Below are 21,127 nucleotides of genomic sequence, written 5' to 3' on the forward strand. Positions count from 1 at the left end.
TGCGGCTGGGCGAAAAAAAATCCCCGCCGATGGCGGGGATTCTTCGTAATGGTGCCCAGGAGAGGACTCGAACCTCCACGGTTTTACCCGCTAGTACCTGAAACTAGTGCGTCTACCAATTCCGCCACCTGGGCAAGGTGCGTTTGAGTCGGCTATTGTAAGACAGGCTCCGGCCGCTTGTCAAAATTCTTTTTGCCGCCCTTGTCGATTCAGCAGGTTAAGGGTGGAGAGTGTAAGATGGCGGCATGAAGAAAACCCCCAAGAACAAGAACAAATCCGCCCTTCCGGCCTGGATGCCGGATTCGATGAAAAAGGCCGGCTCCGGCCAAGCCAAGAAAGCGCCGAAAGGCCCCGCCAAAGCCGCCGGCGGCCGCGGTAAACCCGGAAAATCGGCTGGCCCGGCATCGGGTGGCCGTTATGGCGCGACGCAAGACCCCCATCATCGCCGCGAGGCCGGCAACTACGAGAATCCGATCCTGAGCCGGGAGGGCTTGCTGCAGTTCCTGCGCGACGCCGACGGCCCGCTGTCGCTCGACGACCTGGCGAAGGCCCTGAAACTGACCGCCCCGGACCGCTACGAAGCCCTGCAGCGGCGTCTGCAGGCCATGGTGCGCGACGGCCAGTTGTTGCTGAACCGGCGCGGCGGCTACGCGCCGACGGCCGCCCTCGACCTGTTGGCCGGCACCGTGGTCGCGCATCCGGACGGCTTCGGTTTCGTCAAATTCGAGACCGGCGGCGAGGACGGCTTCCTGAATCCCAGCGAGCTGCGCAAGTGCTTCCACGGCGACCGCGTATTGGTCAATGTCATCAACCTCGATCACAAGGGCCGGCGCAACGTCGCCATCGCCGAGGTGCTGGAACGCCGGCATACCCGCATCACCGGCCGCTTCAACCTGCGTGCCGGCATCGCCACCGTGGTGCCGGACGACAAACGCCTGATGCACGAGGTGCTGATCGGCCCGGACGACCGCAACGCGGCCAAGGACGGGCAGCTGGTGGTGGCCGAGATCACCTCGCCGCCGGAATCCGGCCGGCCGCCGATCGGCAGGGTGCTGGTGGTGCTGGGCGACACGCTGACGCCCTCGAAGGTGGTCGAGATGGCCATCTACGGCCACAACCTGCCGCATGAATTCCCCGAGCCGGTACTGCGCGAAGCCGACGCCGTGCCGGTCGACGTGCCGGCCGAAGACCTGGCCGGTCGGGTCGACATCCGCCATCTGCCGCTGGTCACCATCGACGGCGAGGACGCCAAGGACTTCGACGACGCCGTGTACTGCGAAGCCAATGCCGAGGGCTTCCGCCTGGTGGTGGCCATCGCCGACGTATCGCATTACGTGCGGCCCGGCAGCGCGCTCGACGACGAGGCCGTCAACCGCGGCACCTCGGTGTATTTCCCCGGATTCGTGGTGCCGATGCTGCCGGAGAACCTGTCGAACGGCATCTGTTCGTTGAAGCCGAAAGTAGACCGCTTGTGCTTCGTCTGCGACATGCAGGTCGGCTTCGACGGACTGGTCACGCGTTCGCGCTTCTACGAGGCGGTGATGCATTCGCACGCACGCCTGACCTACAGCCAGGTCTGGCAGGTGGTCGGCGAGGGCGACGAGGCGCAGAAGACCGCGCTCGGCCCGCTGCTGCCTGCCATTGAACGCCTGCACCAGCTGTACGGCATCCTGGCCAAGGCGCGCGCCCAGCGCGGCGCCATCGAATTCGAGAGCGGCGAAGTCCGCTTCGAGCTGGATGCCCGCGGCGAGGTCATCCGCGGCGGCCTGCTGGCCCGCAACGACGCGCACAAGCTGATCGAGGAATGCATGATCGCCGCCAACGTCGAGGCCGGCAAGGCCGTGCTGCGCGAGCAGGTGCCGGCGCCGTTCCGCGTGCACGACCGGCCGCCGGAATCGAAATACGCCGATCTGCTGGAATACCTGAAGGAGTTCTCGCTGAGTCTGCCGAGCTACGCCAAGGTGCAGCCCAAGGACTTCACCAACCTGCTGAAGAAGGTGCGTCAGCGGCCGGACGCCGCGCTGCTGGAGACCGTGCTGCTTCGTTCGCAGAGTCTGGCGGTGTACGGCACCGACAACAAGGGCCACTTCGGCCTGGCGCTGGAAGCCTACAGCCACTTCACCTCGCCGATCCGGCGCTATCCCGACCTGCTGCTGCACCGCGCCCTGAAGAAAGCGCTGGTCTCGGCCAGTGACGGCGGCTTCCGCTACGAGGCCGAAGAGATGGCGCGTCTGTGCCTGGTGTGTTCGGAGAAGGAGCGCCGCGCCGACGAGGCCGAGCGCGAGGTCGACGAGCGCTACCGCAGCGCCTGGATGGCGCAGCACGTCGGCTCGCAGTTCGACGGCGTGATCAGCGGCGTCACCAGCTTCGGCCTGTTCGTCGAGCTGACCGATTCGAAGGTCAACGGCCTGGTGCACGTGACCCAGCTGCCGCACGATTACTGGCACTTCGACCCGCTGCGCAAGACCCTGACCGGCGAGCGCAAGCGCATGTCGTTCCGCCTCGGCGACCCGATCCGGGTGCTGGTGCTGCGCGCCAGCGTCGAGGACAAGCGCATCGACTTCAAGCCGGTGTTCGCCGAAGCGGAAAAGAAGAAAAAGGCCTGGGCCGAGGAGTAACACGGAATGAGCAAGACGGGACAATGGATCGCCGGCATCAACGCCGTATCGTCGGCGTTGGAACACGATATCGAACACGTGCGCGAAGTGCTGGTCGAGGCCGGCAACAAGAACGCGCGCATCGTCGAGATCGAGGAGAACGCGCGGCGCCGCGACGTCTCGGTGCGCCGGGTCAGCCATCAGGCGCTGGAAGGCATCGCCGGCGGTCTGCGCCATCAAGGCGTGATCGCGCGCTACGAAGCGGCCAAACCGATGGAGGAATCCGAGCTGCCGGCGCTGATCGAGGCCGCCGCCGGCAAGGCCCTGATCCTGGTGCTGGACGGCGTGCAGGATCCGCACAACCTCGGCGCCTGCCTGCGCTCGGCCGCCGCCGCGGGCGTGACCGCGGTGATCATCCCGAAAGACAAGGCGGCGCCGCTGAACGCGACCGTACGCAAGACATCGGCCGGTGCCGCCGACCGCATCCCGGTGATTTCGGTCACCAACCTGGCGCGCACCCTGCGCGCGATCAAGGACGCCGGCGTCTGGGTGTACGGCATGGACGGCGAAGCGCCGGCGCCGATCTACCGCACCGACTTCACCGGCAACGTCGCCCTGGTGATGGGCGGCGAGGGCGAGGGCATGCGCCGCCTCACCCGCGAGCACTGCGACGGATTGGTCAAGATCCCGATGCCGGGCGAGATGGAAAGCCTGAACGTGTCGGTCGCCACCGGCATCGCGCTGTTCGAAGCGGTGCGCCAGCGCCACGGCTGAGGCCGCGGCCAGGTTTCAGCGCGGCGCGCCCCAGGCGTTGACGATCCGGCAGAACAGCTGCGCGGTACGTTCGGTGTCGTACACCGCCGAATGCGCTTCGCCGTTGTTCCACTCCAGTCCGGCCGCCAGCACCGCCTTGCTCAGCACGGTCTGGCCGTAGGCCATCGCCGCCAACGTCACGGTATCGAGCGTGCTGAACGGGTGGAACGGGTTGCGCTTGTGGCCGACGCGCGCGACCGCTGCGTTCAGGAAGCCGAGGTCGAACGAGGCGTTGTGCCCGACCAGGATGGCGCGCGTGCAGTGGTTGCGGCGCACCGCCTTGCGCACCGGCGCGAAGATGTGGTCGAGCGCCTCGCGTTCGGCTTTGGCGTCGCGGAAGGGATGCGAGACGTCGATGCCGGTCACTTCCAGCGATTTCGGATCGATTTCCGAGCCCTCGTAGGGAATGACGTGGCTGGAGAAGATCTCGCCCACCGCCAGCATGCCGTTCTCGTCGAATTCGATCGGCGCCGCCGCGATTTCCAGCAGGGCGTGGCGGTTGCAGTCGAAACCGCCGGTTTCGACGTCGACCACCACCGGCAGATAGCCGCGGAAACGGTCGTTCAGGGGGAATTTCGGGGGCGTCTCGGACATGCGTCCATGATACCGTAGCGGCGGGCCGGGCGTGATGGAAAAGGGCGGACACCAGGTCCGCCCCTACATGCATGACGAGGTCCGGCTCCATGGCCGTCCGCCGTCATTCGCTGGTGCGGTCTTCCTTGCGGCGCTCGCCTTCCGGCATGTCGCCGTGCACCACGAACCAGGTGTTCTCGGCGATGTTGGTGGCGTGGTCGCCGATGCGCTCGATGTTCTTGGCCATGAACATCAGGTGGGCGCAGGCGCCGATGGTGCGCGGGTCTTCCATCATGTAGGTCACCAGCTCGCGGAAGAAGCTGGTGTACATGGCGTCCAACTCCACGTCGGCGTCGCGGACCCGGGCGGCCAGTTCGGCGTCGCCTTCGGAATAGGCCTTCAGCGCGTCGGCCAACAGCTGGTTGGCGATCTTGGCCAGGCGCGCGATGCGGCCGGTGATCGGCAGCGCCGGCGAGTTGTTGAGCACGATCGAGCGCTTGGCGACGTTGGTGGCGTAGTCGCCGATGCGCTCGATGTCGGCCGAGATGCGCAGGGCGGCGTAGACCTCGCGCAGGTCGCGGGCCATCGGCTGGCGCAGCGCCAACAGCTTCAGCACGTCCATGCTGACCGCGCTCTCCATGGCGTCGATGGCGTCGTCGTTGGCGACCACGCGCGCGGCGGCGTTGCTGTCGCGGCGGCCGAGCACGTCGACCGCGGCGTCCAGCTGCGACATGGCCAATTCGCCCATGCGCTTGATTTCGTCGTACAGGCGGTCGAGTTCGGTGTCGAAGCTTTTCAGGATATGGTCGGTCATGGCGGGGTCCTCAGCCGAAACGGCCGGTGATGTAGTCTTCGGTCTGCTTCTTGGCGGGTTTGGTGAAGATGGTCTCGGTCACGCCGTGCTCGATCAGCTCGCCCAGGTACATGAAGGCGGTGAAGTCGGACACGCGCGCGGCCTGCTGCATGTTGTGGGTCACGATCAGGATGGTGAACTGCTGCTTGAGCTCGGAGATCAGCTGTTCGATCTTGCCGGTGGCGATCGGGTCGAGCGCCGAGGTCGGTTCATCGAACAGGATGACTTCCGGCTTCAGCGCCACAGCGCGCGCGATACACAGGCGCTGCTGCTGGCCGCCGGACAGGCCGAGTGCGCTCTGCTTCAGTTTGTCCTTGACCTCGTCCCACAGCGCGCCCTGGCGCAGGGCCTGCTCGACGCGCTCGTCCATCTCGGCGCGCGACAGCTTTTCGTAGTGGTTGATGCCGTAGGCGATGTTGTCGTAGATCGACATCGGGAACGGCACCGGTTTCTGGAACACCATGCCGACCTTGCTGCGCAGCTTGTTCAGCGGATAGGCCGGGTCGATGACGTTCTCGCCGTCCAGCATCACGCTGCCGGTGGCTCGCTGTTTCGGATACAGGCTGTAGATGCGGTTGAAGATGCGCAACAGGGTCGACTTGCCGCAGCCGGACGGCCCGATCAAGGCGGTGACCTTGTGTTCCGGCACGTCCAGCGACAGCTCCTTGATGGCCTTGAAGTCGCCGTAATAGAAGGCGAGGTCGCGGGCCGCCAGCTTGACCGGGGTGGCCGCGGCGTTGTCGTTCTGGTAGGCGACGTTCAGATTCAGGTTGGTCATAGTTTCTTCCGGGCCAGCACGACGCGGGCGATGAGGCTGATGGAGAGGACGAACAGGGTGACGATCAGGGCGCCGGCCCAGGCCAGGGTGTTCCAGTATTCGAACGGGCTCATGGCGAACTGGTAGACCACGCCGGGCACGCTGGCCATCGGCTTGCTGAGGTCGGTGTTCCAGTACTGGTTGTTCAGCGCGGTGAACAGCAGCGGCGCGGTCTCGCCGCTGATGCGCGCCAGCGCCAGCAGTATGCCGGTCAGGATGCCGGGCAGGGCGGCACGGTACAGGATCTGGGTGTTGACCTTCCATTGCGGGATGCCGAGCGACAGCGCGGCTTCGCGCATCTGGGTCGGCACCAGGCGGATCATCTCGTCGGTGGTGCGCACCACCACCGGCAGCACGATGAAGCCGAGCGCGATGGCGCCGGCCCAGCCCGAGAAGCCGCCGCTGGGCTGCACCACCAGGGTGAACACGAACAGGCCGAGCACGATCGACGGCGCCGACAGCAGGATGTCGTTGACGAAGCGGATGGCGTCGCCCAGCCAGTGGTGGTTGACGTATTCCGACAGGTAGGTGCCGGCGGCGATGCCGATCGGCGCCGCCATCAGCACGGCCAGGGTGCACATGATCAGGCTGCCGGCCAAGGCGTTCAGCAAGCCGCCGGTTTCTTCGCCGGGCGGCGGGGTCATCTGGGTGAACAGGTGCAGGCCGAAGGCGTCGAAGCCCTTGCTGACCGTGACCCACAGGATCCAGCCCAGGAACAGCAGGCCGAAGGCGGTGGCCACGCCGGACAGCACCATGGTCAGGGCGTTGACGAAGCGGCGCTTGCGGTAGATGGAGTGCGTGGTGGCCATCAGTTGCCGTCCTTTTTGGCCATGCGGCGCAGCATCAGGCGCGCCAGGCTGAGCACGACGAAGGTGAGCAGGAACAGCACGAAGCCGAGCGCCAGCAGCGAGGACTTCTGTAGCGGATCGACCGCCTCGCCGAACTCGTTGGCGATGCCGGAGGCGATGGAGGTGCCGGGGTTCAGCAGGCCGGCGCTGAGTTCATAGGCGTTGCCGATGACGAAGGTCACCGCCATGGTCTCGCCGAGCGCGCGGCCCAGGCCGAGGAAGATGCCGCCGATGACCGCCGAGCGGGTGTAGGGCAGCACGATGTTCCAGACCACTTCGGTGGTGGTCGAACCGAGCGCGTAGGCCGATTCCTTGAGCTGGGTCGGTACGGTCAGGAACACTTCGCGCATGACCGACGAGATGAACGGCGTGATCATGATGGCCAGCACCAGGCCGGCGGTGCCGACGCCGATGCCGAGCGGCGGGCCCTGGAACAGCAGGCCGACCACGGGTAGCGTGCCCCACTGTTCGGACAGCCAGGGGAACACGTGCTCGCCGAGGAACGGCACCAGCACGAACAGGCCCCACATGCCGTAGATGATCGAGGGGATGCCGGCCAGCAGTTCGATGGCCGAAGTCACCGGCAGACGCAGCCAGCTGGGCGCGAGCTCGGTGAGGAAGATGGCGATGCCGAAGCTGACCGGCACCGCGATGACGAGCGCGATCAGCGAGGTGACCACGGTGCCGTAGATCGGCACCAGCGCGCCGAAATTGCCCGCGGCCACGTCCCAGTCGGCGGTGGTCAGGAATTTCAGGCCGAAGGTATCGAACGCCTGCCAGCCGCCCTTGAACATCATGGCGGCGGCCGCGAACAGGGATACCAGAACGAACAGGCCGGCGACGGTGACCGCACCCTTGAACAGGCGGTCGTTTCGGCTGTCGATGCGGGTTCGTTGCTGGCTGATCGATAGGCTCATGGGGTTTGCTCGATTCCGGTTACGGAAAAGGCCCGACGCCGGACGGCATCGGGCCATAGGGTACCGCAATTACTTGATGTTGGCGGCCCAGTAGGCCTTGATCTGCTGGGTCAGGTCGGCCGGCAGGGCCACGTAACCCAGGGATTCGGCCGCGGCATCGCCGTTGGCGTACACCCAGTTGAAGAACGCCAGCGTGTCTTTGCTGCGTTGCGCGTTCTTCGGGTTCTTGTAGACCAGGATGAAGTTGGTGGCCGAGATCGGGTAGGCCTGCGCGCCCGGGGCGTCGGTGATCACCAGCGAGAAGTCCTTGACGTCGCTCCATTCGGCCGAGGCGGCGGCGGCTTTGATCGATTCCTTGCTCGGCACGATGAAGTTGCCGGCGCGGTTGCGGACCGCGGTGTAGTTCAGCTTGTTGGTGATCGCGTACGACAGCTCGACGTAGCCGATGGCGCCCTTGATCTGCTTGGTGTAGGCGGCGACGCCCTCGTTGCCCTTGCCGCCGATGCCGACCGGCCATTTCACGGCGGTGCCTTCACCGACCTTGCCGCGCCAGTCCAGGCTGACCTTGGACAGGTAGTTGACGAAGTTGAAGGTGGTGCCGGAGCCGTCCGAGCGGTGCACGACGGTGATCTTCAGGCTCGGGAAGGCCACGCCCGGGTTGACGGCGGCGATGACCGGGTCGTTCCAGTTGGTGACTTTGCCGAGGAAGATGTCGGCCAGGATCGGGCCGGTCAGCTTGACGCTGCCCGCTTGCACGCCCGGAATGTTGACCACCGGCACCACGGCGCCCATCACCGACGGGAACTGGGCCAGGCCCGAAGCGGCCAAATCGCCGGCTTTCAGCGGGGCGTCCGAGGAACCGAAATCGACCGTGCCGGCCTTGATCTGGGCGATGCCGCCGCCGGAACCGATCGACTGGTAGTTGACCTTGTTCTTGGTGGCCTTGTTGTAGTCGGCCGACCACTTGGACATGGCCGGGTAGACGAAGGAGGCGCCGGCGCCGGTGATTTCAGCGGCGTGGGCGGCCAGGCTGCCGGCGGCCAGGGCCAGGGCGAGCAGGGAACGTTTGGCGTGTTTCAACATGGTATGTGCTCCAAAGCCAAGCCCGGTTTGGGCTTGGCGTATGATGGATGATGAATGTGACAGGATTGTGACAGCCGCTTACCAGAACAGCTGGGCGCGCATCTCGAAGATGTTCGGGTTGTCTTTGATCAGCGGAGCGGCCAGGTTGGCGCGCTTTTCGCTCTCGACCATCACGTAGTTGGCGGACAGCTTGAAGTTGGAGCGGGCATACCAGTTCACGCCCACGGTCCAGTTGCTTTCCTTGCCGCCGGTCACGGCGCCGTCGTTCAGGTCGGCGGTGTCGTAACGCACGGCCAGCTGCCACATGCCCTTGGACGGATCATCCGGCAGGCCGGTGGTGAACACGCCGCCCTTGTAACCCCAGGTTTCGCCGGTCAGGTTGTACACGCCGTACACATACCAGCTGTCGGCGGTGAAGTCCGGGTTCAGGTCGCGGCTGACTTTGGTGGTCATGTGTTCGGCCTGGATCTTGACCGGGCCGCTGACATAGGCTGCTTCGAAACCGGTGGTCTTCAGGCGGTCGGCATCCGAGAAGGTGCCGCTGTCGATCAGGCGCTGGCTGGCCAGGTCGGCGTCCGGGCGCACGCGCAGGCGGGCGGTCGGATTGTCGGAACTGTCGCGTGCTTCCAGGTCGATGTAGGACAGGCCGAAGTGCAGCAACTGGCCGTCGCCTTTGATCGGAGCGAAGAAGCCGCGCAGGCCGAAGCCGTCGCCGGTGCCGAGCGAGGGCGATTCGTTGTTGGTCAGTTCGTTGCCGAAATAGCTGGCGGTACCGCCCCAGTTGCCGTGGTCGGTCTCGACCTTGGCGCCGAAGCGGCGGCTCATGCCCTGCAGGTTGGTGGTCATGGCCTTGGAGATGAAGTCGTTGTTCTTGGTGCTGGACAGCTCTTCCAGGCTGTTCGGCTGCTTGTACTGACCGACGGTGACCGAGGTTTCGGCGTTGAACTTGTACTGCACGTTGGCGTCCAGGAACTTGTCGGAGCGGGCATCGTAACCCAGCACCCAGCTCCACATGCCGGGGCCTTTGCCCTTCAGGATCAGTTCGGCGCGGCGCATCTGGAAGTCGGCGTCGGCGCCGTCCGCGGCGTCGGCGTTCAGGTTCTTGACGTCGCTGTCGTACCAGTTGGCGTCGGCCTGGACCAGGCCTTCGAACGAGACTTCCGAACCGCCGATCATGTCGATGGTGATTTCGGCGTTGGCGGTGCCGGCCAGGGAGGCGAGCACGGCGGTGGCGAGCAGGGTATGGCGGATTTTCATGGCGGATTCCTCAGGGAAGGGGGATGGGACAACACGGCCATCCTAATCGGTAAATATTTCATTAATGTTACCGTCCGCGCGCTTTTTTCCGGCATGCGCGAAACGCGTTTCCCTGCAATAAAAGCTTCACAATGCCATGGCTAAATGGCGCCATGAACCGATATCGTACGCTCTTCATCTCCGATGTCCACTTGGGCACGCCCGGCTGCCAAGCCGCCTATCTGCTGGACTTCCTGCGCCACAACGACGCCGACACCATCTACCTGGTCGGCGACATCATCGACGGCTGGCGCCTGAAGAAGAGCTGGTATTGGCCGCAGGAGCACAACGACGTGCTGCAGAAGCTGATGAAGAAGGCGCGCAAGGGCTGCAAGGTGATCTACGTGCCGGGCAACCACGACGAAGCCGGCCGCCAGTTCGCCGGCATGTCGTTCGGCCGCATCAAGATCCGCCAGGACGCCATCCACGTCACCGCCGACGGCCGCCGCCTGTGGGTGGTGCACGGCGATCTGTTCGATGGCGTGATGCAGTACGCCAAATGGCTGGCGCACCTGGGCGACTGGCTGTACAGCGCGATCCTGGTGCTCAACCGCTGGTTCAACAAGCTGCGCGTGCGCATGGGCTATCCGTACTGGTCGCTGTCGCAGTACCTCAAGCACAGCGTGAAGAACGCGGTCAGCTTCATCAGCAGTTTCGAGACCATGATGGCGCGCGAGACGCACCGCCGCGGCTGCGACGGCGTGGTCTGCGGCCACATCCACAAGGCCGAGATCAAGGACATCGACGGCGTGCTGTACTGCAACGACGGCGACTGGGTGGAGAGCCTGACCGCGCTCGCCGAGTACGCCGACGGCCGGCTGGAGATCCTGCACTGGAACCATATCCAGGGCATCGCGCCGCCGGTGGCGCTGCTGACGCGCGAGGTGTCGGTCGAGGTCCGCGTGCGCGAGACGCTGACGGTGGACGGATGAGGATCTGCATCGTCACCGACGCCTGGACGCCGCAGGTCAACGGCGTGGTCAAGACGCTGGAACAGACCATCGCCTGTCTGCGCGCCGACGGCCACGAGGTGCTGGTCGTCGCGCCCGACCGTTTCCGCGGCGTACCGTGCCCGAGCTATCCGGAGATCCGGCTGTCGCTGTTCCCGTACCGCCGTCTGGCGGCCCTGCTCGACGATTTCGCGCCGGACGCGCTGCATGTGGCCACGGAAGGCCCGCTCGGTCTGGCCGGGCGCCGTTACGCCCTGCGCCGCGGCCTGAACTTCACCACCGCCTACCACACCAAATTCCCGGAATACCTGCAGGCGCGCACCGGCATTCCGGCGCGCGTGTTCTATCCGCTGATGCGCCGCTTCCACCGTCCGGCCAAGGCGGTGATGGTGTCGACCGACAGCGTCGTCGCCGAATTGCGCGCGGCCGGTTTCGTCAACCTGGTGAAATGGGGCCGCGGCGTCGATACCGCGCTGTTCGACGGCAGCGGCCGCCGCCGTCGCGATCCCGAGGACGCGACCGCGCCGGTGTTCCTGTATGTCGGGCGCATCGCGGTGGAGAAGAACCTCGAAGACTTCCTGCGCCTGCAGCTGCCGGGCGAGAAATGGATGGTCGGCGACGGCCCTGCCCTGCCGGCGCTGTCGGCGCGCTATCCGGATGCGCGCTTCCTGGGCGCCAAGACGCATGAAGAATTGGCGGAAGTCTACCGCCGGGCCGACGTGTTCGTGTTTCCCAGCAAGACCGACACCTTCGGCCTGGTGCTGTTGGAGGCCTTGGCCTCGGGCCTGACCGTGGCGGCCTATCCGGTCGCCGGTCCGCTCGACGTGCTGGCCGATTGCGAAGCCGCGGCCTTGCGCCATGACCTGCTGGAGGCCTGCCTGACCGCGCTTGAACTCGATCCGGTGCATGCCCTGGCGCACGCCCGCCGCCACAGCTGGCAGGCCACCACGCGCCAGTTCGCGCGCAATCTGTTCCCGAACCCATCACGCGCCGCCGGCGCGGACAAGGAGACCTGCCATGCAAGCCATCGAGCGTGAGATCATCCGCCGTTTCCCCGATTGGTTCGACGGCCCGAAAGGCCTGATCGGCAAGGCGCTGGTGCGCGGGTACGGCAAGTTCTGCCGTTTCGGCGAGATCGAGCGCTTCCTGGCCGAGCACGGCCATCTCAAAGGCCAGCTGCTGGTCGGCCAGGCGCTGGAATACCTCGACATCCGCTACGCGGTCGACCAGGTCGAGAAGACCTATATCCCGGCCAGCGGCCGCTGCATCGTGGTCGCCAACCATCCGGCCGGCATCGTCGACGCCTTGGCGCTGCTGCATCTGGTCGGCTCGGTGCGCGGCGACGTACGCATCCTGGCCAACGAGGCGCTGACCTCGCTCGGCCTGCTCGACGAGCTGCTGATTCCGGTCGACGTGTTCGGCGCCGGCCCCCGCCGCAGCAGCCTGGAGGCGGTGCACGACGCGCTCGGGCGCGAGCAGTGCGTGATCATCTTCCCGGCCGGCGAGGTCTCGCGCCTGCGTCCGAACGGCATCCGCGACACACCCTGGCGCGGCGGCTTCGTGCGTCTGGCGGCCAAGCACGGCGCGCCGGTGCTGCCGGTGCGCATCAAGGCCCGCAACTCCGCGCTGTTCTACGGCCTGTCGGCGGTGTACAAGCCGCTCGGCACGCTGATGCTGCCGCGCGAGATCACCGCCCGCCGCGGCACCCGCATCGAAATGCGCATCGGCCGTCCGCACCATGTGCCGGCCACGGCGCCGCCGAAGCCCAGCCTGTCGGCGATCCGGCAGAGCCTGTACGCCATCGGCACGCGGCGCAAATCGCGCGCCGCCGGACCGGAGCCGGTCATCGCGCCGGTCGACGCTCGCAGCGTGCGCGCCGAACTGAAGGCCTTGGAGCGTCTGGGCGAAACGCCGGACGGCAAGCACATCTACGCCGGCCGCATCGCCTCCGGTTCGCCGCTGCTGCAGGAGCTGGGCCGCCTGCGCGAGATCACCTTCCGCGCGGTCGGCGAGGGCACCGGCCGCCGCCTCGACATCGACCGCTACGACACCTGGTACCACCACATCGTGCTGTGGAATCCGGACGAGCTGGAAATCGCCGGCGCCTACCGGCTGGCCATCGGCGACGCGGTCTATGCCGAGCACGGCGTCGCCGGCTTCTACAGCGCGACGTTGTTCGATTACGCCTGCGGTACGTTGGCGCGTCTGGTGCAGGGCGCCGAGCTCGGCCGCAGTTTCGTGGTGCCGAAATACTGGAACAGCCGCAGCCTCGACAACCTCTGGCACGGCATCGGCGCGTTCCTGGCGCGCCATCCCGAGGTGCGCTATCTGTTCGGGCCGGTGTCGATCAGCGCCGACATGCCGATCGCCGCGCGCGAACGCCTGGTCGGTTTCTACCGCCAGTTCCACGGCGGTCGTCAAGGCGAGGCCGCGGCCAAGCGCCCGTTCCGCTTCCTGTCCGAGACGTGGAGCGGGCTGCCGCGCGAAGACGCGTTCCGCGAGATGAAGGCGGAGTTGCTGGCGATGGGCGTCAAGATCCCGACGCTGTACAAGCAGTACACCGAACTGTGCGAGCCGGAGGCGGTGCGCTTCCTGGCGTTCGGCGTCGACCCGGACTTCAACAACTCGATCGACGGCCTGATCGAGCTCGACATCCATGGCATGAAACCGCAGAAATACGAACGCTATTTCGGGCAGCAGGCCGCCGCGCGCGGCTAAACGGTCTTGTCCCGGTAGCGGCAGAGGTCGCGCAGCACGCAGTTCGGGCAATCGGGCTTGCGCGCCTTGCACACGTAACGGCCGTGCAGGATCAGCCAGTGGTGGGCGTCGACCAGGAATTCTTTCGGCACCGCCTTCAGCAGCTTGTCCTCGACCTGGCGCACGGTCTTGCCCGGCGCCAATCCGGTGCGGTTGGCGAGCCGGAAGATGTGGGTATCGACCGCCATGGTCGGTTCGCCGAACGCGGTGTTCAGCACCACGTTGGCGGTCTTGCGGCCGACGCCGGGCAGGGCTTCGAGCGCGGCGCGTTCGCGCGGCACCTCGCCGCCGTGGCGTTCCACCAGGATCCGGCAGGTCTCGAACACGTTGGCGGCCTTGGCGTTGTACAGCCCGAGCGTGCTGATCGCCTTGCGCAGTTCCGGCAGGCCGAGCGCCAGCATCGCCTGCGGCGTGTTGGCGCGCGGATACAGGCGGCGGGTGACCTTGTTGACGCCGACGTCGGTCGACTGCGCCGACAGCATGACCGCGATCAGCAGTTCGAACACGCTGTCGTACAGCAGCTCGGTCTTCGGGTGCGGATTGAGTTCGCGCAGGCGGCGGAAGAACTCGATGCGGTCGGCGAGCTTCATCCCCCGGCTCCGTTGCGCGCCGCGATGGCTTTGGCTTTGGCCAAGGCGCGCGCGACCGGATCGGCCAGCGCGTCGGCGCGTTTCGCGGCCGATTCGGCTTGAAGCCGGCGCAGGCGCTCCTGCCGGCGTTGATGGCGCAGACGCAGCAACTCGGTCTTGGCCAGGCGTTCCGGCGGCAACAGGGCCTTGGCGCGGTCGAGCGCGTCGGGGTTCATCGGCCGCTGAATACCGCCGGTTTGCGCTCCAGGAAGGCCGCGGTGCCGGCGCGCATGTCGTCGCTGGCGAACAGCAGGCCGAAGCTCTGGCTCTCGTAATCCAGTCCGGCGTCGAGCGGGGATTCGGCGCCGTAACGCACGCAGTCGAGTACGCCGCGCAGGGCCAGCGGCGCCAGTCCGGCGATGTGTTCGGCCAGCTTCGCGGTTTCCGCGCGCAGGCTGTCGGCCGGGAACACCCGGGTCACCAGATTCACCGCCAGGGCGCGCGCGGCGTCGATCGGTTGCCCGCTCAGGCACACGTCGAGCGCGACCGCCTTGCCGCACAGGCGCACCAGGCGCTGGCTGCCGCCGAAGCCCGGAATCAGGCCGAGATTCACTTCCGGCTGGCCCATCTTGGCGTTGTCGCCGGCCACGCGGATGGCGCAGGCCATGGCCAGCTCCAGGCCGCCGCCGAGCGCGAAGCCGTTGATCATGGCGATCACCGGTTTGCCGCACTGTTCGATCGATAGCATCAGGTCCTGGCCGAGTTTGGAGAAATCGCGCGCGTCGATCGGGTTCAAGCCGCGCATCTCGGCGATGTCGGCACCGGCCACGAAGGCTTTCGGGCCGGCGCCGGTCAGCACGATCACGCGCACTTGCGGGTCGGCGCGCAGGGCGTCGAATGCCGACTGCAGCTCGGTCAGGGTCGCGCGGTTCAACGCGTTCAGTTTGTCGGGCCGATTCACCGTGACCCAGGCTACGGCGCCGTTCAATTCAATCAACAAGTTAGCGTACTGCATGCGGAGACTCCCCGAGGGTCGGAACTTATGCGGTTCCGCCGCAGTCCAAGCCACGTTGTCCGTGACTAGCCCTGAAGCGGATGAATGGGTATTCTATCAACGTGCGAAGGGCGGTTCCGCTCTTCGGTTCAATTATCTCCTGGAGAATGTATGAAGTCGTATCTGCTGTCGGCCGTGCTGGCCTCTTCCGTGATGGCCGTCGGCGCCATCGCCCAAACCTCGCCTGCGCCGGCCGCTCCGGCCGCCGCCGCACCGGTCGACAAGGCCGCCTTGGCCTATGCCATGGGCTACAACTTCGGCCGCAACCTGGCTGACACCGCGCCGGGCCTGGACGCGATGGCGATCACCCGCGCCGTGCAGGACGGTTACGCCAAGAAGCAGCCGACCATCGCGCCGGAGAAACTGCAGTCCACCATGCAGGCGTTCCAAAAGCAGCGTGAAGCCGAGGCCAAGGCCCAGTTCGAGCGCACCGCGCGCGAGAACAAGCAGAAGTCCGACCAGATCCTGGCGTCGAACAAGACCAAGCCCGGCGTGGTCACCTTGCCGAGCGGCATCCAGTACAAGGTGGTCGAGGCCGGCGCCGGCGCCAAGCCGACCCCGAACAGCACGGTCGATTTCAACTTCATCGGCGCGCTGGCCATCAGCGGCACCGAGTTCGCCAACACCTTCGCCAACGTCAAGCCGGTCACCGGCAAGCTGAGCGAGACCGCCAATCTGCCCGGCATGCTGGAAGTGATGCAGCTGATGCCGGTCGGCGCCCGTTGGGAAGTGCTGCTGCCGCCGGAGAAGGCCTTCGGCGCCGGTCCGGAATCGCTGCGCGGCGGTCCCGGCCCGAACCACCCGATCTACCTGGACATCAAGCTGATTTCCGTGAAGTGAAAAACACGAAGCCCCGGTCCGCCGGGGCTTCGCATTTGGCCATGACGATTCCCGTATTAAGCCCCTGCGTGGGCATCTGTACCATCGACGAACACGGTCTTTGCCGCGGTTGCTTCCGCAACCTGCAGGAAATCGGCGCATGGCTGTCGTACACGCCGGCGCAACGCGAGCACCTGATGGAAACCGTGTTGCCGGCGCGCGAAGCCGGCGGCTGACGCCATGCCCTCGCATACGTTCGAACGCCTGCAGTCGGCCTTGCTCGGTGAAGCCGCCGCCTTGCGCATGCCGCCGCACAATCTGGCCGAGGTCGAGGCCTTTTTGCCGGTCGCGCATGCCGAACTGGCGCCGGCGGCGGTGCTCTGCGGCCTGGTGCCGCGAGCGGACGGACTGCAGGTGCTGCTGACCAAACGCGCCGAGCATCTGCGCCATCACGCCGGGCAGATCAGCTTTCCCGGCGGCCGCATGGAAGCCGGAGATGCCAGCCCCTTGCAGACCGCCCTGCGCGAGGCGCAGGAGGAGATCGGCTTGGCGCCGGAAACGGTGCGTCTGCTCGGTTATCTGGAGCCGATGGTCACCATCACCGGCTATCGGGTCTATCCGGTGGTCGCGGCGATCGATCCGGATTACCGCGCCGAACCGGACGGGCACGAGGTGTCGGCCCTGTTCGAGGCGCCGTTGGCGTTGTTCCTGGATGCCGGCAACGAGCGTCCGTTCCGGATCGAGTTCCAAGGCGCCACACGCAGTCTGATCGCCTTCGATTGGCAGGCGCATCGGATCTGGGGCGCCACCGCCAGCATGCTGGTCAACCTGCGCCGGCGCCTGATGGAGTCCGACGCGTGCCGCTGATTTCCGTCCATGACCTGGCCGCCGGCCTGAACGATCCGGGCGTTCGAATCCTGGATGCGCGCTTCTCGCTGGCCGATGCCGATGCCGGCCGTGCGGCGTATGCGCACGGCCATATCGCCGGCGCGCATCATTTGGACCTCAACCATGATTTGTCCGGCCCGAAGAACGATCCGCGTCTCGGGCGGCATCCCTTGCCGTCGGAAGCGCACTGGCAGGCGGTGCTGGAGCGTCTGGGCATCGGGCCGGATGACCGGGTCGTGGTGTATGACGCCGCCGACGGCGCCATGGCCGCCGCGCGCGCCTGGTTCCTGTTCACCTTGTGCGGGCACGCACAGGTGTCGGTGCTGGATGGCGGATTGAGCGCATGGGTCGCCCATGGGCTGCCGCTTGAATACGCCGAGGCCGAAGCGCCGCCGCCTTCCCGTTATCCGCTGGCCTATCGCAGCGATCTGTTGATTTCGGCCGAGGAGCTGCGGCGCGCGTTGCGCGGCAATCCGCAGGCGGTGCTGTTGGACGCCCGCGCGCCGGAGCGCTTCCGCGGCGATGTCGAGCCGCTCGACACCAAGGCCGGGCACATTCCCGACGCCCTGAACCGGCCGTTTTCCGAAAACCTGCAGAACGGGCGCTTCAAGCCGGCGGCGGCCTTGCGTGCGGAATTCGCCACGTTGACCGCTGGCCGCTCCGACATCCTGCTCAGCTGCGGTTCGGGCGTGACCGCCTGCCATAACGCGTTGGCCTTGGCGCAGGCGGGAATCTCCGGTTGGCGCCTGTTCGCGCCGAGCTGGAGCGGCTGGATCGCCGATCCGGAGAATCCGGTCGCCACCGGCGACGCCGGCTGAGCCATGCCGCCGTGCGGCCGGTCAGGCCGCGGCCGTCGATTGCTGTTCCGGCGAGTCCTGCCACAGCGCATCCACCTCGGCCAACAACTCCGCCGCCACCTCGCGTCCGCCGCGTGATTCGATCAATGCCACATGCCAGCGCGAAACGCAGATGCGCAGGCGGGCGTCGGAATCCGCGGCCGCCAGTTCGTCCAATATGCCGCGCGCGAACAGGCCGAGATGGCGTTCGCTACTGTGCCGGATCAGCGCTTCGATGCGTTGCCGGATCGCCGGTTCAAGCGGGCGCGCTTCCTGCTCGACGGCAGGTGCCGGCGCCGGCAGGGCGGTCACGGGTGCAGGGGCCGGAGCCGGCTTTGCCGCCGGCGTCTGCGCGGCGGGGCCGGTATTCGGCAACGTCGAACGTTTATCCGCGTCTTCGCTCAGGTAGCCTTGCCGGATCAGAAGATACAGCAGTTCGGCCGAATCCGGCCGGTTCAGGCTGGCGCGGATTTCGTCGCTGTCGCGCGTGCCGTCGGCCAGCAACAACGCGCGACGCTGCAGCATCGACAGGCTGCGTTTCTCGGACTTCAGCTCATCGGTGGCCTTGGCGGTCTTGTACAGGATCACGGCGTCGGCATCGGCGGGGATGTGCCGCACAGCATGCCGCGGCAACTTTACCTCCGTGTGACAATCCGTGACGCGCCGCCGTGCCGGCTGCTTATTTGCGCGCGAACAATCCGTGCAGCACGCGTTGGGTCTCTTCCGAATACCAACCCTGCACGAAGGTCTCCAAATCGGCGGGGCCGAACGCATCCAAGGCCTGAATGATGTCGGCGCGGGCGATGCCGCGAGTGACGCGCAACGGCCCCTGCGGCAGGGCGGCGGTGGCCTGCAACCACGCCAAGGCGGTCTCGCGCACCTGCTCCTGCGGCGCCAAGGCGTCCACCAGACCGACGGCGTGCGCCTGCGCGGATTCGATCATGGCGCCGGCCACCACCAGGCGTTCGGCGCGGTGCGCGCCGACGATGCGGCGCATCAGGTATTGGATGGCGTCCGGTACCGCCAGACCGACCTGGGTTTCGTTCAGACCGATGCGGAACGGGCCTTCGGCCATCACCCGGTAATCGCAGCACAGGGCCAGCACGCAGCCGCCGGCCGGATTGTGGCCGCCGATGGCCGCGGCCACCGGTACCGGCGACTTGGCCAGGGCGCGGGCGGCATCGAAGAAGCGCGACCAGCACGCCTTCAGTTCCGCCGGCGAGCAGCCGAGCAGATACGGCACGTCCAATCCGCCGGAAAACACTTTGCTGCCGCCGCTGAGCAGGATGCCGGCGGCGCCCTCGGCGGCCGCCGACTCGACCGCGCCGACCAGGGCGTCGAGCAGGTCGAAGTTGAGCGCGTTGACCGGCGCGCGCGCCAGCCGGATTTCGTGGATGTCGCCGTGGCGGATGAGTTCGATCATGACCGGATAAATGAAAAACCGCCCGGAGCGGGCGGTTTCCATTCTAAACCGAAGCGGATCAGTCGGGGACCTTCACACCCGGCGCCCAGCGGTAGCGAACCGTGTAGGTCAGGGTCGCGGTGCTTTCGACCGCCAGCGGCAGGTCGAACTCCACCGTCTGCGCGCCGCGCCGGGTGAACGCCGCGCTGGAAGACACCATCTCCCACTCGCTCCAGCGCGGCAGGCGCTCGGCGACGCGCAGCACCGCGGCCTGCGGCTTGGCGTTGTTGATGTCGAAGCGCACGGTTTCGGTCATGCTGCGGCCGTCGCGGTCGAGCGTGAACGCCGTGCGCGTGCGCTTGGCCTGCAGGTCGAATACCTCGCCGATGCGCAGCGCCACCTCGCCGTTGCCCGGCGTATGCGCGATGGCGGCCTCGCCGAGGAAATCGCCGCCTTCGAAGATGCGCACACGGCCGGCCGGTAGCGGCATGCCCAGGCCGGCGGCTTTCGCGTTCTTGAAACGCAGCGAGGCCTGCACCGGCAGCACCTGGTCGTCGCCGGCGCCGTAGTTGGCGTCCACGATCGGATACGGCGGGCGCCAGTCGCCCTGCGCGAAGGCGGTTTCATAGCGGCGTTCGCAGGCCACACCGGTGGCGGCGTCGATCAGCGGGATGCGCTGCACGCTGCCCTGCGGCAGGCTGGCCGGCAAGGGCAGGGTGTAGGCATGGTATTCGCCCGAGACGCGCGCTTCCGGTGCGGAATCGGCCATCGCCATCTTGGCGGCGGATACCCGTGAACCGGTGACGGTGACGCGCTCGAGAGTACCACTGCGGTTCGGTTCGCCCGCCACCAGGGTCAGGCCGACGCCGTCGAAATCGGCGCCGCTGCGGTTGACCACCATGGCCGCGCCTTCGATGCCCATCCGGCAGGTTTTGCCCAAACCGAGGGTATCGATGCGGTATTCGGCGCGCCAGGCCAGGCCGGCGGTGCTGTAGTGCAAGCGGAAATCCTGCCTGCCGGACGCGCCGGCGAACGTCCAATGCAGGGTCGGCTCATGGCTGATGCCGGCGACCTGCGCCAGTTCGAAGCCGGCGTAATGCGCCAGCACCTTGATGCGTCCGTCCGGCAGGTGCAGCGTCAGGCCGTTGCCGGCGGACAGCAGCGTGCCGGTATAGGTGACGCGCGCGTCGCCGACCGCCTGTTCCACGGTCACGGTGCGGCCCAAGGCGCGCTTGAGTAGATCGTCCTGGCCGGCGGCGGCGAAATCGAAGCGCTGGCCGCGCACGCGCGCCGTGCCGAGCGGCATCAGCAGCACCGAGCTCGGATCCAGTCCGCGCGGCAGACCGCCTAGGCTGGCGGCGGTGTCGCCGCCTTTCAGGTTGAAGGACACCAGCGATTCGTACAGCGCGAAACCGGCCCCGCCGGCGCCGGGTTCGTATTGCGACACGCTGTCGAAGTCGCCGCTGTAGATCGTCAGTTTCGGCGTTTCGGCGGCCTGCGCCGCGCTACTTGCGGCAAGCGCGGCCGAAAGGGAAAGGGGTAGGGGGCGTAGCGTCATGACGGACTCCGTGGATGGCGTGCTTCCATCATAGGAGGCCGCGGCGGAAATGTCTGCCCGGCTGCCGCGCGCTTCAGCCGCGGTTCGGTTTCGGCTCAGCCGAACAGGCCGGCGATGTAGTCCGGCAACTCGACGGTCTTGCCGTCGCGGCCGACCCAGACCAGCACGGTGTAGCCTTCGGCATACACGATGTCCGGATCGCCGGCGCTGACGATCCGGTGTCCGATGGTGGCGCTGCGGCCGCCGCGCTTGTCGGCGTACAGGTGCACCGCGATCGATTCCGGCCAATGGATCGGGCGGCGGAAATCGACGTGGATGGCGGCCACGATCGGCGCGCTGGCCTGCGCCTGCCAATCGGTCTGCGCCGCGTTGAACCACTGCACGCGGGTTTCCTCGACATAGCTCAGGTACTGCGCGTTGTTGACGTGGCCGAGCGCATCCATCTCGCGCCAACGTACCTCGAGCCGGTGGCTGAAGATCGGATTCATGCGCGTTTC

General features: G+C 66.8%; 23 protein-coding genes and 1 tRNA gene. 9 read left to right on the plus strand and 15 right to left on the minus strand.

Going from position 1 to position 21,127, the window contains the following annotated elements; genetic code table 11:
* Positions 1-49: 49 nt before the first annotated feature.
* Positions 50-134: transfer RNA gene (locus tag IEV56_RS06095), tRNA-Leu, on the minus strand.
* Positions 135-245: 111 nt separating this feature from the next.
* Between IEV56_RS06095 and rnr the strand changes: the two genes are divergently transcribed.
* Positions 246-2,618 carry a ribonuclease R gene (gene rnr, locus IEV56_RS06100; protein ID WP_188448831.1) on the plus strand — a complete coding sequence of 791 codons (2,373 nt, stop codon included), beginning with the start codon at positions 246-248 and terminating at the stop codon, positions 2,616-2,618.
* A 6-nt stretch (positions 2,619-2,624) separates the two neighbouring features.
* Positions 2,625-3,371, plus strand: a complete 747-nt coding sequence (rlmB, locus tag IEV56_RS06105; protein WP_188448833.1) for a 23S rRNA (guanosine(2251)-2'-O)-methyltransferase RlmB — start codon at positions 2,625-2,627, stop codon at positions 3,369-3,371.
* Between the two features lie 15 nt (positions 3,372-3,386).
* Here rlmB and rnt read toward each other — a convergent pair whose 3' ends face one another.
* From rnt to IEV56_RS06140, 7 genes are all read right to left on the minus strand, one after another.
* Positions 3,387-4,004 carry a ribonuclease T gene (rnt, locus tag IEV56_RS06110; RefSeq protein ID WP_188448835.1) on the minus strand — a complete coding sequence of 206 codons (618 nt, stop codon included), beginning with the start codon at positions 4,002-4,004 and terminating at the stop codon, positions 3,387-3,389.
* Positions 4,005-4,107: 103 nt separating this feature from the next.
* Positions 4,108-4,797: a phosphate signaling complex protein PhoU gene (gene phoU / locus IEV56_RS06115; RefSeq protein ID WP_188448837.1), complete on the minus strand. Its 690-nt coding sequence runs from the start codon at positions 4,795-4,797 to the stop codon at positions 4,108-4,110.
* A gap of 10 nt (positions 4,798-4,807) precedes the next feature.
* Positions 4,808-5,614, minus strand: a complete 807-nt coding sequence (pstB, locus tag IEV56_RS06120) for a phosphate ABC transporter ATP-binding protein PstB (protein WP_188448839.1) — start codon at positions 5,612-5,614, stop codon at positions 4,808-4,810.
* Positions 5,611-6,462 (minus strand): phosphate ABC transporter permease PstA, encoded by an 852-nt coding sequence (pstA, locus tag IEV56_RS06125; RefSeq protein ID WP_188448841.1) that lies wholly within the window; start codon positions 6,460-6,462, stop codon positions 5,611-5,613. The genes pstB and pstA overlap by 4 nt, the downstream gene beginning before the upstream one ends.
* Positions 6,462-7,418, minus strand: a complete 957-nt coding sequence (pstC, locus tag IEV56_RS06130) for a phosphate ABC transporter permease subunit PstC (protein WP_188448843.1) — start codon at positions 7,416-7,418, stop codon at positions 6,462-6,464. Before pstC ends, pstA begins: the two co-directional genes overlap by 1 nt.
* 69 nt (positions 7,419-7,487) lie before the next feature.
* Positions 7,488-8,501 carry a phosphate ABC transporter substrate-binding protein PstS gene (gene pstS / locus IEV56_RS06135; RefSeq protein ID WP_425488566.1) on the minus strand — a complete coding sequence of 338 codons (1,014 nt, stop codon included), beginning with the start codon at positions 8,499-8,501 and terminating at the stop codon, positions 7,488-7,490.
* Positions 8,502-8,579: 78 nt separating this feature from the next.
* Positions 8,580-9,758, minus strand: coding sequence for an OprO/OprP family phosphate-selective porin (locus tag IEV56_RS06140; RefSeq protein ID WP_188448846.1), 1,179 nt, complete (start codon positions 9,756-9,758; stop codon positions 8,580-8,582).
* A 152-nt stretch (positions 9,759-9,910) separates the two neighbouring features.
* Here IEV56_RS06140 and IEV56_RS06145 point away from each other — a divergent pair, with 152 nt between their 5' ends.
* The 3 genes from IEV56_RS06145 to olsF are packed head-to-tail and all read left to right on the plus strand — an operon-like array spanning position 9,911 to position 13,465.
* Positions 9,911-10,729, plus strand: coding sequence for a UDP-2,3-diacylglucosamine diphosphatase (locus IEV56_RS06145; protein WP_188448848.1), 819 nt, complete (start codon positions 9,911-9,913; stop codon positions 10,727-10,729).
* The gene (locus tag IEV56_RS06150) at positions 10,726-11,784 is read left to right on the plus strand and encodes a glycosyltransferase family 4 protein (protein WP_188448850.1); all 1,059 of its coding nucleotides are present in this window, start codon (positions 10,726-10,728) and stop codon (positions 11,782-11,784) included. The genes IEV56_RS06145 and IEV56_RS06150 overlap by 4 nt, the downstream gene beginning before the upstream one ends.
* Complete coding sequence (gene olsF / locus IEV56_RS06155; protein ID WP_188448852.1) at positions 11,765-13,465, plus strand: bifunctional ornithine lipid synthase OlsF; 1,701 nt, start codon at positions 11,765-11,767, stop codon at positions 13,463-13,465. The genes IEV56_RS06150 and olsF overlap by 20 nt, the downstream gene beginning before the upstream one ends.
* Here olsF and nth read toward each other — a convergent pair.
* From nth to IEV56_RS06170, 3 genes are read right to left on the minus strand one after another with little or no spacing between them, the layout of a single operon-like run.
* On the minus strand, positions 13,462-14,094 hold the full coding sequence (gene nth, locus IEV56_RS06160; RefSeq protein ID WP_188448854.1) for an endonuclease III: 633 nt from the start codon (positions 14,092-14,094) through the stop codon (positions 13,462-13,464). The two genes, olsF and nth, sit on opposite strands and share 4 nt — an antisense overlap.
* Entirely contained in the window at positions 14,091-14,309 is a 219-nt protein-coding gene (locus tag IEV56_RS06165; protein WP_188448856.1) for a hypothetical protein, read from the minus strand. The genes nth and IEV56_RS06165 overlap by 4 nt, the downstream gene beginning before the upstream one ends.
* Positions 14,306-15,088 carry an enoyl-CoA hydratase/isomerase family protein gene (locus tag IEV56_RS06170; protein ID WP_188448857.1) on the minus strand — a complete coding sequence of 261 codons (783 nt, stop codon included), beginning with the start codon at positions 15,086-15,088 and terminating at the stop codon, positions 14,306-14,308. The genes IEV56_RS06165 and IEV56_RS06170 overlap by 4 nt, the downstream gene beginning before the upstream one ends.
* Before the next feature lie 150 nt (positions 15,089-15,238).
* On the opposite strand from IEV56_RS06170, the gene IEV56_RS06175 reads away from it, so the two are divergent.
* Genes IEV56_RS06175 through IEV56_RS06185 form a run of 4 tightly spaced genes read left to right on the plus strand, consistent with a single transcriptional unit; the run spans position 15,239 to position 17,652 of the window.
* Positions 15,239-15,967: an FKBP-type peptidyl-prolyl cis-trans isomerase N-terminal domain-containing protein gene (locus IEV56_RS06175; protein ID WP_188448859.1), complete on the plus strand. Its 729-nt coding sequence runs from the start codon at positions 15,239-15,241 to the stop codon at positions 15,965-15,967.
* Between the two features lie 41 nt (positions 15,968-16,008).
* Positions 16,009-16,182 (plus strand): DUF1289 domain-containing protein, encoded by a 174-nt coding sequence (locus IEV56_RS10605; protein WP_229730196.1) that lies wholly within the window; start codon positions 16,009-16,011, stop codon positions 16,180-16,182.
* Positions 16,183-16,186: 4 nt separating this feature from the next.
* Complete coding sequence (locus IEV56_RS06180) at positions 16,187-16,813, plus strand: CoA pyrophosphatase (RefSeq protein ID WP_229730197.1); 627 nt, start codon at positions 16,187-16,189, stop codon at positions 16,811-16,813.
* On the plus strand, positions 16,804-17,652 hold the full coding sequence (locus tag IEV56_RS06185) for a sulfurtransferase (RefSeq protein ID WP_188448862.1): 849 nt from the start codon (positions 16,804-16,806) through the stop codon (positions 17,650-17,652). Before IEV56_RS06180 ends, IEV56_RS06185 begins: the two co-directional genes overlap by 10 nt.
* A gap of 21 nt (positions 17,653-17,673) precedes the next feature.
* Here the strand turns inward: IEV56_RS06185 and IEV56_RS06190 are convergent, their stop codons facing one another.
* From IEV56_RS06190 to IEV56_RS06205, 4 genes are all read right to left on the minus strand, one after another.
* Positions 17,674-18,303 (minus strand): hypothetical protein, encoded by a 630-nt coding sequence (locus tag IEV56_RS06190; protein ID WP_188448864.1) that lies wholly within the window; start codon positions 18,301-18,303, stop codon positions 17,674-17,676.
* A 46-nt stretch (positions 18,304-18,349) separates the two neighbouring features.
* Positions 18,350-19,093, minus strand: a complete 744-nt coding sequence (locus IEV56_RS06195) for an enoyl-CoA hydratase/isomerase family protein (protein WP_188448866.1) — start codon at positions 19,091-19,093, stop codon at positions 18,350-18,352.
* 58 nt (positions 19,094-19,151) lie between these two features.
* On the minus strand, positions 19,152-20,630 hold the full coding sequence (locus IEV56_RS06200; protein WP_188448868.1) for a DUF4139 domain-containing protein: 1,479 nt from the start codon (positions 20,628-20,630) through the stop codon (positions 19,152-19,154).
* A gap of 95 nt (positions 20,631-20,725) precedes the next feature.
* On the minus strand, positions 20,726-21,118 hold the full coding sequence (locus IEV56_RS06205; RefSeq protein WP_188448870.1) for an acyl-CoA thioesterase: 393 nt from the start codon (positions 21,116-21,118) through the stop codon (positions 20,726-20,728).
* Positions 21,119-21,127: the final 9 nt, after the last annotated feature.

This window comes from Arenimonas maotaiensis (assembly GCF_014638745.1).
Classification (GTDB): Bacteria; Pseudomonadota; Gammaproteobacteria; order Xanthomonadales; family Xanthomonadaceae; genus Arenimonas; species Arenimonas maotaiensis.